The organism is Brevibacillus sp. DP1.3A, from assembly GCF_013284245.2.
GTDB lineage: Bacteria > Bacillota > Bacilli > Brevibacillales > Brevibacillaceae > Brevibacillus.
On sequence record NZ_CP085876.1, the window covers coordinates 4,534,425 to 4,550,924 of the forward strand.

A 16,500-nucleotide genomic window follows, 5' to 3' on the forward strand; every position below is an offset into this window, starting at 1 on the left:
AACATCAGCATGCAGGACGGAAAAAGCCCGGCCTTTCCTCGGCCAGGCTTTTCTTTCGTATTAGTATCCGCTGCCTGTTGTTTTTGCTCCAGTTACAATGGAAACACCGGAACTCGTACCGACACGGCTCGCGCCTGCTTCGATCATCGCAACCGCTGCTTCGCCGTCACGAACACCACCAGACGCTTTTACGCCTACATTTGGTCCTACAATTTTACGCATCAGGGCGATATCTTCAACCGTTGCTCCACCTGTTGAAAATCCTGTGGAGGTTTTTACGTAATCAGCACCAGCCTCTACGGAGAGCTTGCACGCGACTACTTTTTCTTCTTCGGTCAAAAGGCAAGTTTCCAGAATCACCTTCAAGAGAATATCGCCAGCAGCTTGCTTCACAGCAGCGATGTCTTTTTTGACAGTTTCCAGATCGCCGGATTTCAGGGCACCTACGTTCAGTACCATATCTACCTCAGTCGCTCCCTTTGCAATCACATCGCGGGTTTCGGCTGCTTTTGACTCGATAGTGCTCGCTCCCAGAGGGAATCCGATAACCGTGCACACTTTCACATCAGAGCCTGCCAGGAGTTCAGCAGAGCGTTTTACCCAATAAGGGTTTACGCATACAGACATGAAGTCGTGCTCTCTTGCTTCTTGGCACAGCTTGTCAATCATCTCTTGTGTAGCATCAGGCTTCAACAGTGTGTGGTCGATATATTTGTTCATGTTCATAGAACTACACCTCTATCCCTAATTGTTCGAATGCAAGACGAAAAATGCTGTCATTGTTACGGTATCCTCGTTGCAGTTGCAAATCCCAAGCTTCCTTTGCTGGATGCCAATGAACATCATTGATTTCTTCTAGCTGTACGGTGATCTCTGTGTTGTAAGCTTCCACCAAATAATAATGAACTTCTTTGTCGATGGATTCGCCCGACACCGGATGCGTATACACGTAGGTGATCATGTCGAGCTTGGACCCCAATCGTCCTGCTACGCCTGTTTCTTCCAAAACTTCGCGCAGAGCCGTTTCTTCGATGGTCTCGCCCATCTCCTGCTTCCCTTTTGCGAGAGTTACTTTGCCATAGCGGTCTTCAATCAATAGGAGCATGTACTCTGTGTCTTGCTTCTGGTATACAACGCCTCCTGCCGATATCTCCCTCATATAGCTCGCTCCTTCAGGTAAGGCAGCGCCTCTGTTTCTACTACGCGAACAAAAGTCCCTTTGCAGTATTCCGAGCCTGGTTCATCCAGTCTGACCTTGCAAATCTTGCCGATCATGCTCTCATCGCCAGGGAAGACGACGTTCAGGTAGTTGTCCGAATAGCCCATCAGAAGACCGCTATCAGGTGCTTCTTTATATGGACGCTCCGGAATGACTTCCAGTACATCCCCTACGAATTTCGTGGAGTATGCCAAGGTCAATTCCTGATTGAGCTCCAGAAGCTTCGCTACGCGCTCGTTCTTTTCCTCATCAGGAATTTGATCTGTCATACGCGCTGCTGGTGTACCTGTACGCATGGAGTACGGGAATACGTGCATCTCGGCAAAACCGATTTTCTTCATAAACTCGTATCCGTTCCAGAATTGCTCTTCGGTCTCACCCGGGAAGCCTACGATGACGTCTGTTGTAATCGCTGCTCCTGGCAATGCTTCGCGTACTTTGACCATTCTTTCGTAAAACTCAGCAGTCGTATACTTGCGGCGCATGCGTTTCAACACTTCGTCATCGCCCGCTTGCAGCGGTACATGCAGATGGCGCACGACACGATCAGAGTTATTGATGACCTCGATCACTTCATCGGTGATTTGGCTCGCTTCGATCGAACTGATGCGGATGCGCTTGAGGCCTTCCACTTGATGAAGGTCAATCAACAGCTTGGCCAAATTGTAGTCTTCCAAATCCTCGCCGTATCCACCCGTATGAATCCCAGTCAAAACGATTTCCAGATAGCCTGCTTCCACCAGCTTTTGAGCCTGTTCGACGACGCTTTCCGGTTTGCGGGAACGCATCAGACCGCGCGCCCAAGGAATAATACAAAACGTACAAAAGTTGTTGCAGCCCTCTTGAATCTTGAGGGAAGCACGTGTGCGATCCGTAAAGTTAGGAACATCCAGCTCTTCGAATTCGCGAGCTTTCATAATGTTGCCTACTGCGTTGATCGGCGTGCGTTCTGTACGAATTTGATCCACGTACTCGATCAGCTTTTCGCGCCCTTGTGTACCAACTACGATATCTACACCGGGAATTTGCGCAATCTCACTTGGAGAGGTTTGCGCATAGCAGCCAGTTACGGCAACAATCGCCTCAGGATTACGGCGAATCGCACGACGAATCACTTGGCGGCTCTTCTTATCTCCCGTGTTCGTAACCGTACAAGTATTAATGACGTAAACATCTGCTTCATCTTGTTCAAAGTCAACTCTCTCGTAGCCGTCTGCCTTGAACAATTGCCAGATGGCCTCTGTTTCATAGCTGTTTACTTTACAGCCCAATGTATGAAAAGCAACGGTAGACATTGCCATTCCTCCTTTTCCGTGAAAAACGTCTCGACGTTTTTCATAAAAGTGGATGTGACCGCTTGCGGTCAACGAAACGGTCATGACCGTTTCGTTCCTGCTCATCCTTTGCGAAGTGATGAAGCCTCTCGTTCAAACTGATAGGAAGCGCAGGCCAAAACGTACTGGCTTGCCGTTTCCGTGCGCAAAATGCGCGGGCCGAGGGAAACCGTCAGGAACCCTTTGCTCTCTGCTTGGGCCACTTCCTCAGGGGAGAAGCCTCCCTCCGGTCCAACGAGGACGAGAAGTGAATCGCCCGCAGTCATCTCTTCTAGCACTTGATGAATCGTTGTACTGCCTTCTTTTTCATAGGCAATTGCGCAATGAGTATACGACTGGCTAGCTTGAAGTATCTCACGAAATGAAACAGGAGATAAAAGCTCTGGCAAAACAGCACGATGAGACTGTTCAGCAGCCTCCTTGACAATTTTGCGCCAACGCTCCAGTTTTTTCGCTTCTTTTTTGGCGTCCAGCTTTACAATGGTTCGCTCAGAAGAAAACGGAAAAAAAGAGTACGCCCCAAGTTCCGTCCCCTTTTGCAAAATCCACTCCAGCTTCTCACCTTTTGGAAGCCCCTGACCAATTGTGACTCGGATCGGCAGTTCTCGTTCTTCTTGAAGCATTTCCATTACTTCTGCCCGTACTTCCTTGGCAGAAAGATAGACAAGCTTGGCCCGTGCCGACTTGCCCGCTCCATCAGAAACGATGATTTCTTCGCCTTCCCGAGCACGCATTACATTTACGATATGATGTACATCGTCTCCGACAATCGTTAGCTCATTCTCAGTAAAGGAATGTGGCTCGACAAAATATCGTTGCATCTCGCCAACCCCACTATTCTATCGTTTTTTTGCTACAATTGCTACCCAGTCATCGATGAAAATGGTTTCCACGACCTCAAGACTTGAAGCCGCCAACGCCGCTTTCACATCCGCTTCACGTGCAGCAATAATACCTGACGAGATAAAGGTGCCACCTGGCTTCAACACCCGGAATACATCGTCGGTGAAACGCACGATGACTTCTGCCAAAATGTTAGCCACGACCACTTCCACCTGCTCTTCGATGCCGTCTAGCAAGTTGTTTTGTCTCACGTTGATATGCTCATGCACACCATTCAATTCGGTATTGGCCTGTGCAGAGCGTACGGCTACTTCATCCAAGTCCATCGCTAGCACATCTTTTGCTCCGAGCTTGATAGCAGCAATACTCAAAATAGCTGTGCCTGTCCCAACATCATACACTTGGTCGCCTTTTGCCATATACTTCTCGAGTGCACGCAGACAAAGGATGGTCGTCGGATGTGTACCTGTTCCAAACGCCATGCCTGGGTCCATCTCGATAATGATCTCATCTGGATGCTTCGGCTCGTACTCTTCCCAGACTGGCTTAATGGTCATGCGATCAGACACATGAACCGGTTTGTAATATTTTTTCCAGGCGTGGGCCCATTCATCTTCGTGGACATCGTTTACAGCAATGGATGCCTTACCGATATCCAGACCGTACTCGATCAACTGCGCCAATTGCTCTTTCAGCTCTTCTACAACGTCAAGCAACTCGCTGCTGTCAACCGGCAGGTATGCTTTAACGAATACGCCCTCGGCTGGAAAATCATCAGGAGAAAGCTGGTAGATTTCGCCAAAGGGGGTATCCCACTCACGATAAAGCACCTCCGGGTCTTCAATTACGACACCATTGGCACCCAACTCATACAAGAGGCTTGACACCGCCTCCGTAGCCTCCGCTGTAGTATGGATACTGATTTCTGACCATTTCACGAATCTACCACTCCCCACATAAGCTCCCAATCGGGCTTTTCATTTAATCGACTTCGCTACATGAAACTTTAGGCAAAAAGCGGACAAAAACCGCGACGGATTACTCGCCGCGGAATGCCCGTTTCATTTTTTCGAAAAAGCTTTCGTCTTCTCCCCCATGCTGTCCTGGCTTTTCTCCAGACAGTTCGGCGAGCTCACGCAACAATTCCTTTTGTTTATCGCTCAGCTTGGTCGGCGTAATGACGCGCACTTTCACATGCTGATCACCACGGCCGTTTCCACGCAAATGCGGAACACCTTTTCCACGCAAGCGGAAGAATGTTTCTGTTTGGGTACCCGCCGGGATCTTCAACTTCACGCGACCATCGACAGTCGGCACTTCGATCTCATCTCCAAGTGCTGCCTGTGCGTAAGTAAGCGGAACCTCACAGTAAATATCATTTCCTTCACGCTCAAAAAACTCATGACTCTTCACACGCAATACGACGTACAAATCTCCAGAAGGTCCACCGTTTGCGCCCGGTTCTCCCTCACCTGTTACGCGCAATTGTGCTCCATCGTCCACACCCGCTGGGATGTTGAGATGAATTTTGCGGCGTATTTTGACACGTCCACTGCCTCGGCAAGTTGAACATTTTTCTTTGACAACTTTCCCTTTGCCTTCGCAAGTCGAGCAAACACGGCGATTGACGATTCGGCCGAATGGTGTGTTCGCCACCACTTCTTGTTGTCCTGTACCACTACAAGTCTTACATGTATCGACACCGGAACCAGGCTTCGCGCCAGAACCAAGGCATGTATCGCATTCTGCTTCTTTTGGAATTTCCACGTCGGTTTCTTTTCCAAAAATCGCGTCGATAAAGTCAATGCTGAGGCCAAATTGCAGGTCAGATCCTTTGCGCGGTGCATTTGGATTCGAACGTCTGCCGCCACCACCGAAGAACATATCAAAAATATCTCCGAAGCCGCCCATGCCTGACCCATCAAAACCTCCGCCACCGAAGCCCTGATTCGGGTCTTGGTGACCGAAACGGTCATATTGCGCACGCTTTTGTGGCTCGGACAGGATGTCGTACGCATCCTTTACTTCTTTGAACTTTTCTTCCGCGTCAGCCTCTTTATTTACATCGGGATGGTACTGACGTGCCAGCTTGCGATACGCTTTTTTGATTTCATCAGCGTCCGCTTCCTTTGCTACGCCAAGAACCTCGTATAAATCACGTTTCATCTCCTACATCACTCCCATGACAGTCAACTGTTATCATAGCATGTGACAGACTTGAAAAAAAGTCAAAGTCAGCATTCCGTGACTTTGACTTTCATGGGTCACATCGTGGGAAGTGAGGGAAGAAATCTCTCCCCTCACAGTTCCAGCGTGTTACTTTTTATCGTCTACCACTTCGTAGTCAGCATCAACGACATTGTCTTTCTTCGGCTCTTGACCTTCAGCGCCGCCTTGAGCTGCTTGTGCTTGAGCAGCCTGCTCATAGAGCTTCACCGAAATTTGTTGGATGATCTCGGACAGTTCATCTTTCGCTGTCTTGATCTCTTCGATGTTGCCGCCTTCCAGAGCAGCTTTCACTTTATCTTTCGCAGTGTTAGCGCGATCGATTTCAGCTTGGTCGATCTTGCCTTCTACTTCTTTCAGTGTTTTCTCAGTCGTGAATACGAGTTGGTCAGCTTCGTTGCGAACTTCTACTTGCTCTTTGCGTTGTTTGTCCGCTTCTGCATTCAACTCAGCATCTTTTACCATGCGATCGATATCATCGTCGGACAGACCCGAGTTAGAAGTGATCGTGATACGTTGCTCTTTACCTGTACCCAGATCTTTTGCACGTACGTTTACGATACCGTTCGCGTCAATATCGAAGGAAACTTCGATTTGCGGGATGCCGCGTGGCGCTGGCGGGATATCGGACAGGTTGAAGCGACCGAGAGATTTATTGTCGTTCGCCATTTGACGCTCACCTTGGAGAACGTGGATTTCTACAGATGTTTGATTGTCAGCAGCTGTAGAGAACACTTGGGATTTGCTTGTTGGGATCGTCGTGTTACGATCGATCAGCTTGGTGAATACGCCACCCAATGTTTCGATACCGAGAGACAGTGGAGTTACGTCGAGAAGAACGACGTCTTTCACGTCACCAGTCAGTACGCCTGCTTGAACAGCCGCTCCCAGTGCTACTACTTCGTCTGGGTTTACACCTTTATGTGGTTCTTTCCCTGTAAACTTCTTGATTGCTTCTTGTACCGCTGGGATACGAGTAGAACCACCAACCAGGATAACGCGATCCAGTTCGCTCGGAGTCAGACCAGCGTCTTTCAGCGCTTGACGAGTTGGGCCCATCGTACGCTCAACCAAATCAGCGGAGATCTCTTCGAATTTTGCGCGAGTCAGGTTCATCTCCAAGTGTTTTGGACCTGTTGCATCTGCTGTAATGAACGGCAGAGAAATGGTCGTAGTCAGAACACCGGACAGGTCTTTCTTCGCTTTTTCCGCAGCGTCTTTCAAACGTTGTTGTGCCATACGATCCTTGGATAGATCGATGCCATGTTCTTTTTTAAATTCACTCACCAGGTAGTTCATAACAACATCGTCAAAGTCGTCTCCACCCAGCTTGTTATCACCGGAAGTCGCTTTTACTTCGAAGAAGCCGTCGGACAATTCGAGAATAGATACGTCAAAGGTACCGCCGCCCAAGTCGAATACGAGAACGGTTTGATCTTCTGTTTTCTCCATACCGTATGCAAGAGCAGCTGCCGTTGGTTCGTTCACGATACGCAGTACTTCCAGACCAGCGATTTTACCAGCGTCTTTTGTCGCTTGGCGTTGGCTGTCATTGAAGTATGCTGGAACCGTAATCACTGCCTGCGTCACAGGTTGACCAAGGTAGCTTTCCGCGTCTGCTTTCAACTTTTGCAGAATCATAGCAGAAATCTGCTCAGGCGAGTATGCATTCCCTTCAAGCGTTTCTTTATGAGCAGTACCCATGTGGCGCTTGATGGAGATTACGGTATTGTCTGGATTGGTGATCGCTTGGCGTTTTGCCGCTTCCCCAACGATGCGCTCGCCGTTTTTAAATGCTACTACAGATGGTGTAGTGCGGTTACCTTCCGCATTGGCAATAACGACTGGCTCTCCGCCTTCCATTACTGCTACACAAGAGTTGGTTGTTCCCAAGTCAATTCCGATTACGCGACTCATACAAAATGTCCTCCTAACACTATACGTCTAGTGAATTTACTTTTTTTGAGATTACTCGTTCACTTGAACCATCGCCGGACGAACGACGCGGTCTTTGAACATATATCCTTTTTGCAGCTCGGCTACCACAACGCCTGAGTCAAACTCAGGGTCTTGTGTTTGCATAACCGCCTGGTGGATGTGAGGGTCAAATGTTTTTCCTTTTGCCTCGATTGCAGCCAAGCCTTCTTTATCGAAAACTTGGACCATCTGACGGTATACCATGCTTACACCCTCCAAGAGGGAGTCTACTGTCATGGATTCCTTGTCAGCGGCAAGTGCTCGCTCGAAGTTATCGAGAACTGGCAGAAGCTCTTCCACGATTTTAAGAGAAGCGTATTTAGCCAGATCTTCCTGCTCTTTGCGAACACGGCGGCGGAGGTTATCCATATCGGCCATAGCACGCAGCATGCGGTTTTGGTGATCCTCAGCCTGAGCCTGCCAGTGAGCAGCCTCTTGCTCCCAGTTCATCTCGGATGTTTCTGCTTGGTCTGCATCCTTTGCTACTTGTTCTTCCTCGAGAGTCGGGTCTTGCGTTACTTTTTCCTCGCTCAACGTCACTACCTCCTGGCGGCTTTCCCCAGTCAAAAGACTGTTTAGCCATTCACTCCATTTATTTCTCAAACTGCGAAGTCAGCATGCGCGATAGGCCTTCCGCCAAATGGTTGAGCACAGTAATGACCTTGCCGTATTCCATTCGTGTCGGCCCAAGTATCCCCACCATTCCTACTGGCTTGCCTCCAAGCGAATAAGAAGTGGTAATAATACTGCATTGCTTAATCGCGTCTAGCTGGTTTTCCTGTCCGATGCGTACCGTGAGACCATCACCCTGCATGCCGATCACATTCATCAGTTGATCGTGCTGCTCTAATAGCTCGAGAATATCCTTGACTTTATCTACGTCTCGGAATTCCGGCTGGTTCATGATCTTGGTCGCACCGCGTAAGTATACTCGTTCTTCTTCTTGTGTCAGCGAGTTGTTGAGGAGCTGAAGAATCTCTTCATACTGCTCCGTATGACGCTGCATTTCACCGGAAATCTCTTGATAAAGACGTTGCCGAAGTTGCCATAGTGGCACGTCGGACAGCTTTGCATTCAACAGATTGACGAGTCTCTCGATTTCCCCAGCACCAATCCCTTCTGGAAGATCGATCAGCTTGTTCTCCACTCGTCCGGTATGCGTCACCACAATCGCGACAGCCTGTGCAGCATTGAGAGGAACGATTTGAATATGTTTTAACCGATGCTCAAAAATCTCTGGACCCAAGACAATCGCCGTGTAGTTTGTCAGCTGAGAGAGAATTTGGGCAGTGTACTCTACCACTTGTTCTGCGTGGAGAATACGTTCGGCAAACAACTGTTTTAGTTTACCCAACTCAGCATCCTCCAAAAGATGAGGCTGAATCAAGTTATCAACGTAGAAGCGATATCCTTTTGTAGAAGGAACACGTCCCGCCGATGTGTGGGGCTGTTCTAAGTACCCCAGCTCTTCCAAGTCAGACATCTCGTTGCGTATCGTTGCTGAAGAGAATCCGATGTCCTCCCGTTTGGAAATGGTTCGGGAGCCAACAGGTTCGGCAGAATGAATGTAATTATCGACAATCGCATTTAAAATCATTTGTTGACGGTCTGATAACATGGATGTCGCTCGCCTCCTGTTGGATTGTTAGCACTCATGCTTATCGAGTGCTAAATCTATATACTAAGGTATCAATAGTAGAAGGATTTGTCAACGAACTTGAGCTAGTTCCAGAGACAAAAAATCTCATTTTTCGCGAGTTTCGCTTTGTACTTAACGGAGAAAGCGCGCAAATACCTCATTTCCGAGCGGAAGCCCCTGTTTCGTCAGCTTCAAAAACCCGTCCTTTTCTTCCAGCATTCCTTTGGCTACCTCTTCTTCTATTATTGTCCCAAAAACATCATGAACCGTTGCGCCAAAGCGGGAGGCAAACGCCGAAAGGTCAACTCCTTCTCTCAACCTCAGCCCCAAAATCATCTGTTCCTCCATGGCATCCTCGCGCGGTACCTCGAATTGTTCTACACGCGGCAACCCTTCCTTGCACTTCTGCATGTAAATCGCTAGCGGGCCAGCATTTACGTGTCGGTGGCCACACACATAGCCGTGGGCACCTGCACCCAACCCATAGTATTCACGATTGAGCCAATAGGTTTTATTATGTTTGCTCTCGAAGCCTGGTTTTGCAAAATTGCTGATTTCATACTGCTTGTACCCGTGACGCTCCATCTCTTCTATTAATACCATGTACATCTCAAGCTCTGTCTCTTCAGATGGCAGTGGTAGCTGATCCTTCTGGTAGAGCGTGTGGAACAACGTGTTTTCCTCCACCTTGAGACTGTACGCGGAGAAATGGGTGGTACCTAGCCCAAACGCCTTGTCCAACGTCTGGCGGAAAATGTCCAGTGTCTGATCCGGCAATCCAAACATCAGGTCGATGCTGAAGTTGTCGAAGCCGACTTTTTTCGCATTATCGATACTGCGGTACACAGCTTCCTGGTCGTGGATTCGTCCTAGTCGTTTTAAGAGCGCGTCGTCAAAGGACTGTACACCAAAGCTCAGACGATTGACACCCAGCTCACGCATGATCCGCAGCTTTTCCACGTCTGTCGTTCCCGGATTGGCTTCCATCGAGAACTCGATATCATCCGCCCAGTACCTGCCCAATTGCTTTTGTACGATTTCCAAAAACGCGCGCATTTGGGCATGATCGAGAAACGTAGGCGTCCCTCCGCCGACAAAAATCGTTTTTACCTGCTCGATCGGCTGTTGGCTGAAGGTGATCTCCATTTCGCTTTTCAATGCGTCTAAGTAATCCCAAATGAGCTGTGGATTGTTCGTCACAAATGAGTTGAAGTCACAGTAGTAACATTTATTCGTACAAAAGGGAATGTGAATGTAAACCGATTGTGGCATCATGTCCCTTTCCCTCCTAAATTAATAAAATGAAAAGTCAAAAAGTCGGCTTTTCAGCACCGAGAAAGTGACGAGAACCTGAAGAAGGAGGAGCGGAGTGTAGGTGACCTACATGAGCACCGGACTTCAAAGGTGAACACCATTTTCGATGCCAAATCAACTTTCATAAATGTCTTCGTGATCAAAAGCCGACTTTTTGACAACCTCTTTAATGGAAAAGACCTGACACAAGGTCAGGCCTACTTCTTATCATCCATGCGCAATACAGCCATAAACGCCTCTTGTGGAACCTCTACGGAACCGACAGACTTCATGCGCTTCTTTCCTTCTTTTTGCTTTTCGAGCAACTTGCGCTTACGCGAGATGTCCCCGCCGTAACATTTGGCAAGAACGTTTTTACGCAACGCACTGATCGTTTCACGAGCGACAACCTTCTGTCCGATGGTCGCTTGAATCGGCACCTCGAATTGCTGACGTGGAATCAGTTCCTTCAGTTTTTCGCAGATGACTTTTCCACGAGGATAAGCCGTGTCTTTGTGTACGATAAACGACAGAGCATCCACCACTTCGCTGTTGAGGAGAATATCCATTTTCACCAGCTTGGAAGCTTTGTACCCAGCTAGCTCGTAGTCAAAGGATGCGTAGCCTTTTGTACCCGACTTCAGCATGTCAAAGAAATCGTAAACGATCTCTGACAAAGGCATGTCGTACTTCAGCTGCACACGGGTCTCACCCATATACTGCATGTCAAGAAACTCACCGCGTTTACCTTGGCACAACTGCATAACATCACCGACGTATTCTTTCGGCACCATGACTGTCGCCGTAACGTAAGGCTCCTCGACCATTTCGATCTTTTGCGCTTCCGGCATTTTGGACGGGTTGTCGATTTCGAATACTTCGCCGTTCGTTTTGGTAATGCGGTAAATAACGCTCGGCGCGGTGGTAATCAAATTAATGTTGAATTCCCGTTCGATCCGCTCCTGGATGATCTCCATGTGCAGAAGTCCCAAGAAACCGCAACGGAAACCAAAACCAAGTGCTTGGGAAGTCTCCGGTTCAAACTGCAGGGACGCATCGTTTAGCTGGAGCTTTTCCAATGCATCGCGCAGATCGTTGTACTCGTTCGTTTCGATTGGGTACAAACCGCAGAAAACCATCGGGTTGATCTTCCGGTAACCAGGTAGCGGTTCAGAAGCAGGGCGACTTGCATCTGTAATGGTATCCCCCACACTGGTGTCTCCCACTGTTTTAATGGAAGCAGCTACGTAGCCTACATCTCCAACCGTCAATTCTTCTACTTGCGTTTGGCGTGGTGTCGATGTACCAATTTCGGTAACCTCAAACGACTTGCCAGTCGCCATCATCTTGATCTTCATACCCTTTTTCAAGGTTCCGTTGATGACACGGATGGAGGCAATAACGCCACGATACGCATCAAAATAGGAGTCGAAAATCAAAGCTTGCAGAGGTGCATCCGGGTCTCCCTCTGGAGCAGGTACTTTTTGTACAACGGCTTCCAGTACTTCTTTAATTCCGATACCTGCTTTGGCAGAAGTCAGAACTGCATCGCTGGCATCCAGACCGATCACGTCCTCAACCTCTTGCTTCACACGCTCAGGCTCTGCACTCGGCAGGTCGATCTTGTTCACAACTGGAATGATCTCCAGGTTGCTGTCCAACGCTAAATACACGTTAGCCAAAGTCTGGGCCTCGATCCCTTGTGCCGCATCCACGACGAGAATAGCTCCTTCACAGGCAGCCAAACTGCGGGATACTTCATACGTAAAGTCGACGTGTCCAGGGGTGTCAATCAGGTGGAGAATGTATTCCTCACCGTCATCTGCTTTATAGTTCAAACGCACGGCATTCAGCTTAATCGTAATCCCGCGCTCTTTTTCCAGCTCCATCGTGTCAAGAAACTGGGCTTCCATCTCACGTGCAGTCAAAGCACCGGTCAGCTCCAAAATGCGGTCTGCCAGCGTTGACTTTCCATGGTCAATGTGGGCGATGATGGAAAAATTTCGTATCCTTTTTTGTCTTTCACGACGATCCATGTGTTGTTCGTTCCCTCCCACGCGAATCCGTTCAAACGTTCAGATTGCGCCTCGCAAAAAATACACTAACAGTAATTATAACAAACCGATGATATAAAGAGCAACCAAAGAGAATCGGGCATTTGCCTCCTTTTTCTCGTATCCAAACTTTTCCTGTGCTAAAGTGGTAAATAGTATGGGGTAGTTGGTGTTACCATTTGTCAAAACGGCGGTGCTTTCAACGAGCTGACTCATTTTCATATGCATGTCATCCCACGATTTCATCATGACGGGTTCGCGTGGAGTGATCCTTTGTATGCGCATGGAGCTGAAACGCGCCTTGCAGCTACTCGTATAAAAATGGCGAAAGCATTAACTGATCTATTAGGTTCTACCGCCGTGAACACAAAGAAAGAAACGGAGAATGATCAAAGTGAACAGCGTTGACTCTTGCTTGCATTGCTTAACGATATCGGATACTCCCGGACTCATTGCCTTATCTGATTCTGTAGGTTGGGATTACGACGAATCGGAAATTCGCACAATTCTGTCTATCGGCACCGTATTCGGTCACAAAGATGCGACTGGCACTCTACTTTCAAGTGCGGCTATCATCCCATACGATGACAAGCTTGCGAGCATCGGTATGGTAATCGTCCATCCCTCGTCACAAGGCAAAGGGTATGGCCGCCAGCTCATGCAGGCGTGCATGGCGTCTGTTTCTACCGATACAACGATCATGCTCATTGCAACTCCAGAAGGAGAACCATTGTACAAAACCCTAGGGTTCCAGACAGTGGATCGTATTCGAAAGTTTATTGCTGAACGCTTTGTAACTGAAGCACCACTGCAAAACGAAGCCAATGACGAATTTGAAATTGGACCAATGGAGTTGGACGATTTCTCGAGCGTGGTTGAATTGGACAAAGCAGCACTAGGTAGCAGACGCACTCATTTTCTCGAGACACGCATAGGACAAGCTACTACCTGTCTGGTAGCCAAAAATCGCTCCGGCAAGATTATCGGATATGGCTTCGCCGTTCAAGGCCCGGTCAATCTTATCGCGGGGCCGATCGTCGCAGAAAATGCCATCATGGCTGAACACATCCTGTTCAAGCTGACGCAACATCATACGGGACGTGTGCGGATAGACGTACCGGATGAACAAGCAGCGTTTCACGCTTATTTGGAGAAAAACGGCTTCACACAGGTTTCTCATCCCCCAGTGATGGTTGCGAATGCTGATAACCTGCCACGCCGTGCTGGGACGTACTGGGCGATAGGCGCTCAAATATACGGATAGACATCCATAGCTAAAAACGGACCTTCTGTTAAGAAAAGGTCCGTTTTGTCATTCTTACTTTGTTTTTGATCGATTGTGAACTTGCTCCAGCACTTTAGGTGGAAACAGTTTTTGCAGGCTGCTCTGGTAGTTGCTGCCGTCCTCAGGCATTTGGAAGTCCGTTACCCGATAAGCATTTCCATTGTAGACGATATGAAAGACCATCGGTGCACTGAGCGCGGAAGAATTGCTTCCCGTTATTTTCACCCAAGCGTATACGGTTCGCTTCGCCGCATCTGGCGCTTCCACTCCGAGGAGCTCGACGTTAATCTCGCGTTGTTTTCCCAGCCACCCCAGCTCATCGCTTTCCGTCTCCAAATACTGCTGAATGATAGGCCCGACCAGTTGACGATTCGCAGGTGCTATCCCTTTTTTCACCTCTACAAACACCTGTCCGAGATGCTTGCCTCCCGATCTTACTTCCAGCTTCCATTTTCCCGGTTCAGGTAACACGATCCCTGATGGAAAATGACCATCTGCATCGTATAACGGGTCCATAACCTCGTAGCTGCCCAATGACAGACGGGTCCCATCGGTGTTGTAAGCAGTGATCTCTACTTTTTGTGCAAAGTCCCCATTTAACAGCCATATCACCCGCTGCGTCTGCCCTTCGTAGAAACCGTCCTGATCTGTCATGATGCGGATAGGCTTTTCTCCCAAATAAGAAAAGGACTGATTGTCGTAAGTGGAAGACAACGAAGGCGACAACTTCCACAAATCCGCTTCGACGATTTGACCCCCTGGCAACAAGGAGGGGACTTGTACCTCTTGTTGTGATGGTCTCACCTCATGCTGTGCAGATTGTCTCTCCTCCTGAATGGGGAGCTCAAACCACAATAGCAAGCCCATAGTCAGAATAACGCCCGGCAAGGCTAGCTTCCTCCAGCCAGTCAACCACCCTGTCTGGGGTCTCATCCTCTGCCGCACTCGCTCTTCCATCGATGCAGTGAACTGTACATCACGAAAAATGGTCTGATCTGCCCGTTCCTTTAAGTCCGTGAGCCATCGGTTTTCGTCCATTCCCAGTCCCTCCCTTCTCCCATACCCTGCCGAAGCTGTTGTCTGGCCCTATGCAACCGAGTTCTGACCGTTCCTTCCGTTACCCCAAGCACATCCGCCACCTCTCCGATAGATAAATCCGCATAGTAATGAAGGGCAATCGCTTGACGATAGAGCGGAGGAAGCTGCAACACTTCTAATACGAGCTGGTCCCTCTCGGCTTGATCGAGCACAAGACTTTCTGTGGAAAGCTTCCCATCCTGTCTAATCCACGAGCGGGGAAGGATATGACGGAACGACCAAGAACGCAAATAACCTTTGCACTCATTAACCGCGATTCGATACAACCACGTGTGCACACTGCTCTCCTGCCGAAATCGGGGAAGATGCCGATACACCGTAACGAATACATCCTGCGTAATATCCTCTGCCAAGCTACGATCTTTGACCAGAAAAGTGACGAGTCGAAGCACACGGGTCCCATATTCCCTCATGATTTGTTCAAACGCAGCATCTGTCGTTGGCTGCAATTTTTCCAAGGGCGCGACCTCCTTTACTCGCATTCATACTGGTTAGATGCAGCAGCAGACGTTTTGTTACAAAGTGGAGGAAGATATTTTTTTCGCCAAAATCGTCCAGCGAGTAGCTCCACCCGGTGTCCCGACAGGTTCAGCGAATGGATACCCACCATGCTGCCAACGATCCATATCATAACCCTCGTCCGCCTGACTCGGCTCGAAGTCTTGCTTGTGGAATACATTCTCTTTGCTATGAGTGACGTGAAAGCCTGCTCCTTCCAATAACAGCTCAAGCTCAGTAGGCAAAAGCAGCGCCATCTCGCGCTCTACGCGATACCTTGGCTGCTCAATCTGATCAAGAAAAGTCTCATAAGTAAGCGTGTAGCGGAACTTTTGATCCAAAAGCGAGGTTTCCCCCTCCACCTTTTGATACACCATACGGTCCGGGAAAACGAATTTGCGTTGCATCGTTGTCCATTGTTTTTTTACTGGCGGCAAGAGTAAGTCAATTGCCACTGTTCCGTCCTCTGTTATGTAATCGTGGATGACCGAAAGCAATTGACGTTGCTTGTCTCTACAGGTGGCCTGCTGAAAAATCCCTTCCGGAAGAAGCACATGCGTAAATTGCCGATCAAGCTCCAGCTCCCACATATTTTGTTCTACCAGCTCCAGTCGTTCTTCTTTCCCTTTTAACATGCGCCGTTTCTTTTTGGAGGCCATCTCCAGCATATCCGGGCTCCAATCGATCCCGCAGACTGACAAGTCATTCCGTGCCAGCTCAATGGCAATTCTCCCTGTTCCGACACCCAGCTCCAGCACGGAGACCGGTGATTGCTCCGCTTCTCGCAGCAACCAGTTTCGATAAAAAGCGATGCTGGCCTTCCCGGCAAATTGATCGTAATACGTAGCTTCTACATTTGTGTACTTGGTTTCAGGAAGCGGCAAGTGCCGACCTTCCTCGTTCATCCCACAATCGGTACACACCGAACTTGCTAAATGAGGAAAAGGCACCCCGGGCGGGACGCCATTTTTCGTATCACCTAGCCACTCGTCGTAACGGAACTTGCATATTCTGCAACTGTACACAGTCATAAT

General features: G+C 48.8%; 16 protein-coding genes. 1 reads left to right on the top strand and 15 read right to left on the bottom strand.

The window, feature by feature from the left end; all coding sequences use genetic code 11:
• Positions 1 to 60: 60 nt before the first annotated feature.
• From deoC to HP399_RS20695, 12 genes are all read right to left on the bottom strand, one after another.
• Positions 61 to 726, bottom strand: a complete 666-nt coding sequence (gene deoC, locus HP399_RS20640) for a deoxyribose-phosphate aldolase (protein WP_173620683.1) — start codon at positions 724 to 726, stop codon at positions 61 to 63.
• 4 nt (positions 727 to 730) lie between these two features.
• Positions 731 to 1,159, bottom strand: coding sequence for an NUDIX hydrolase (locus tag HP399_RS20645; RefSeq protein ID WP_007727666.1), 429 nt, complete (start codon positions 1,157 to 1,159; stop codon positions 731 to 733).
• Positions 1,156 to 2,514 carry a tRNA (N(6)-L-threonylcarbamoyladenosine(37)-C(2))-methylthiotransferase MtaB gene (gene mtaB / locus HP399_RS20650; RefSeq protein WP_173620682.1) on the bottom strand — a complete coding sequence of 453 codons (1,359 nt, stop codon included), beginning with the start codon at positions 2,512 to 2,514 and terminating at the stop codon, positions 1,156 to 1,158. Before mtaB ends, HP399_RS20645 begins: the two co-directional genes overlap by 4 nt.
• Before the next feature lie 101 nt (positions 2,515 to 2,615).
• A complete protein-coding gene (locus HP399_RS20655) occupies positions 2,616 to 3,374 on the bottom strand; it encodes a 16S rRNA (uracil(1498)-N(3))-methyltransferase (protein WP_173620681.1) in 759 nt (252 codons plus the stop codon).
• Positions 3,375 to 3,392: 18 nt separating this feature from the next.
• A complete protein-coding gene (gene prmA / locus HP399_RS20660) occupies positions 3,393 to 4,334 on the bottom strand; it encodes a 50S ribosomal protein L11 methyltransferase (RefSeq protein ID WP_173620680.1) in 942 nt (313 codons plus the stop codon).
• Between the two features lie 100 nt (positions 4,335 to 4,434).
• Positions 4,435 to 5,562 carry a molecular chaperone DnaJ gene (dnaJ, locus tag HP399_RS20665; protein ID WP_007727671.1) on the bottom strand — a complete coding sequence of 376 codons (1,128 nt, stop codon included), beginning with the start codon at positions 5,560 to 5,562 and terminating at the stop codon, positions 4,435 to 4,437.
• Between the two features lie 150 nt (positions 5,563 to 5,712).
• Positions 5,713 to 7,539, bottom strand: coding sequence for a molecular chaperone DnaK (gene dnaK / locus HP399_RS20670; RefSeq protein ID WP_173620679.1), 1,827 nt, complete (start codon positions 7,537 to 7,539; stop codon positions 5,713 to 5,715).
• Between the two features lie 51 nt (positions 7,540 to 7,590).
• Positions 7,591 to 8,133: a nucleotide exchange factor GrpE gene (gene grpE, locus HP399_RS20675; protein WP_173620678.1), complete on the bottom strand. Its 543-nt coding sequence runs from the start codon at positions 8,131 to 8,133 to the stop codon at positions 7,591 to 7,593.
• 58 nt (positions 8,134 to 8,191) lie between these two features.
• Complete coding sequence (gene hrcA / locus HP399_RS20680) at positions 8,192 to 9,217, bottom strand: heat-inducible transcriptional repressor HrcA (protein WP_173620677.1); 1,026 nt, start codon at positions 9,215 to 9,217, stop codon at positions 8,192 to 8,194.
• 153 nt (positions 9,218 to 9,370) lie between these two features.
• Positions 9,371 to 10,513 (bottom strand): radical SAM family heme chaperone HemW, encoded by a 1,143-nt coding sequence (gene hemW / locus HP399_RS20685; protein ID WP_173620676.1) that lies wholly within the window; start codon positions 10,511 to 10,513, stop codon positions 9,371 to 9,373.
• A gap of 236 nt (positions 10,514 to 10,749) precedes the next feature.
• On the bottom strand, positions 10,750 to 12,567 hold the full coding sequence (gene lepA, locus HP399_RS20690; RefSeq protein ID WP_007727695.1) for a translation elongation factor 4: 1,818 nt from the start codon (positions 12,565 to 12,567) through the stop codon (positions 10,750 to 10,752).
• Between the two features lie 75 nt (positions 12,568 to 12,642).
• On the bottom strand, positions 12,643 to 12,807 hold the full coding sequence (locus HP399_RS20695) for a hypothetical protein (RefSeq protein ID WP_173620675.1): 165 nt from the start codon (positions 12,805 to 12,807) through the stop codon (positions 12,643 to 12,645).
• Between the two features lie 163 nt (positions 12,808 to 12,970).
• Here HP399_RS20695 and HP399_RS20700 point away from each other — a divergent pair, with 163 nt between their 5' ends.
• The gene (locus HP399_RS20700; RefSeq protein WP_173620674.1) at positions 12,971 to 13,849 is read left to right on the top strand and encodes a GNAT family N-acetyltransferase; all 879 of its coding nucleotides are present in this window, start codon (positions 12,971 to 12,973) and stop codon (positions 13,847 to 13,849) included.
• 54 nt (positions 13,850 to 13,903) lie between these two features.
• Here HP399_RS20700 and HP399_RS20705 read toward each other — a convergent pair whose 3' ends face one another.
• From HP399_RS20705 to HP399_RS20715, 3 genes are read right to left on the bottom strand one after another with little or no spacing between them, the layout of a single operon-like run.
• A complete protein-coding gene (locus HP399_RS20705) occupies positions 13,904 to 14,908 on the bottom strand; it encodes a hypothetical protein (RefSeq protein ID WP_173620673.1) in 1,005 nt (334 codons plus the stop codon).
• On the bottom strand, positions 14,878 to 15,426 hold the full coding sequence (locus tag HP399_RS20710; RefSeq protein WP_173620672.1) for a sigma-70 family RNA polymerase sigma factor: 549 nt from the start codon (positions 15,424 to 15,426) through the stop codon (positions 14,878 to 14,880). Before HP399_RS20710 ends, HP399_RS20705 begins: the two co-directional genes overlap by 31 nt.
• A 57-nt stretch (positions 15,427 to 15,483) precedes the next feature.
• Positions 15,484 to 16,497, bottom strand: a complete 1,014-nt coding sequence (locus tag HP399_RS20715; RefSeq protein ID WP_173620671.1) for a methyltransferase domain-containing protein — start codon at positions 16,495 to 16,497, stop codon at positions 15,484 to 15,486.
• Positions 16,498 to 16,500: the final 3 nt, after the last annotated feature.

Bases quoted from the DNA above. Each gene is read 5' to 3' on its own strand.
- HP399_RS20715 (WP_173620671.1), bottom strand. From the start codon at position 16,497: ATGACTGTGTACAGTTGCAGAATATGCAAGTTCCGTTACGACGAGTGG.
- dnaJ (WP_007727671.1), bottom strand. From the start codon at position 5,562: ATGAAACGTGATTTATACGAGGTTCTTGGCGTAGCAAAGGAAGCGGAC.
- hemW (WP_173620676.1), bottom strand. From the start codon at position 10,513: ATGATGCCACAATCGGTTTACATTCACATTCCCTTTTGTACGAATAAA.
- HP399_RS20700 (WP_173620674.1), top strand. From the start codon at position 12,971: ATGATCAAAGTGAACAGCGTTGACTCTTGCTTGCATTGCTTAACGATA.
- deoC (WP_173620683.1), bottom strand. From the start codon at position 726: ATGAACATGAACAAATATATCGACCACACACTGTTGAAGCCTGATGCT.
- hrcA (WP_173620677.1), bottom strand. From the start codon at position 9,217: ATGTTATCAGACCGTCAACAAATGATTTTAAATGCGATTGTCGATAAT.
- dnaK (WP_173620679.1), bottom strand. From the start codon at position 7,539: ATGAGTCGCGTAATCGGAATTGACTTGGGAACAACCAACTCTTGTGTA.
- lepA (WP_007727695.1), bottom strand. From the start codon at position 12,567: ATGGATCGTCGTGAAAGACAAAAAAGGATACGAAATTTTTCCATCATC.
- HP399_RS20655 (WP_173620681.1), bottom strand. From the start codon at position 3,374: ATGCAACGATATTTTGTCGAGCCACATTCCTTTACTGAGAATGAGCTA.
- mtaB (WP_173620682.1), bottom strand. From the start codon at position 2,514: ATGTCTACCGTTGCTTTTCATACATTGGGCTGTAAAGTAAACAGCTAT.
- HP399_RS20645 (WP_007727666.1), bottom strand. From the start codon at position 1,159: ATGAGGGAGATATCGGCAGGAGGCGTTGTATACCAGAAGCAAGACACA.
- HP399_RS20695 (WP_173620675.1), bottom strand. From the start codon at position 12,807: ATGAAAATGAGTCAGCTCGTTGAAAGCACCGCCGTTTTGACAAATGGT.
- HP399_RS20705 (WP_173620673.1), bottom strand. From the start codon at position 14,908: ATGGACGAAAACCGATGGCTCACGGACTTAAAGGAACGGGCAGATCAG.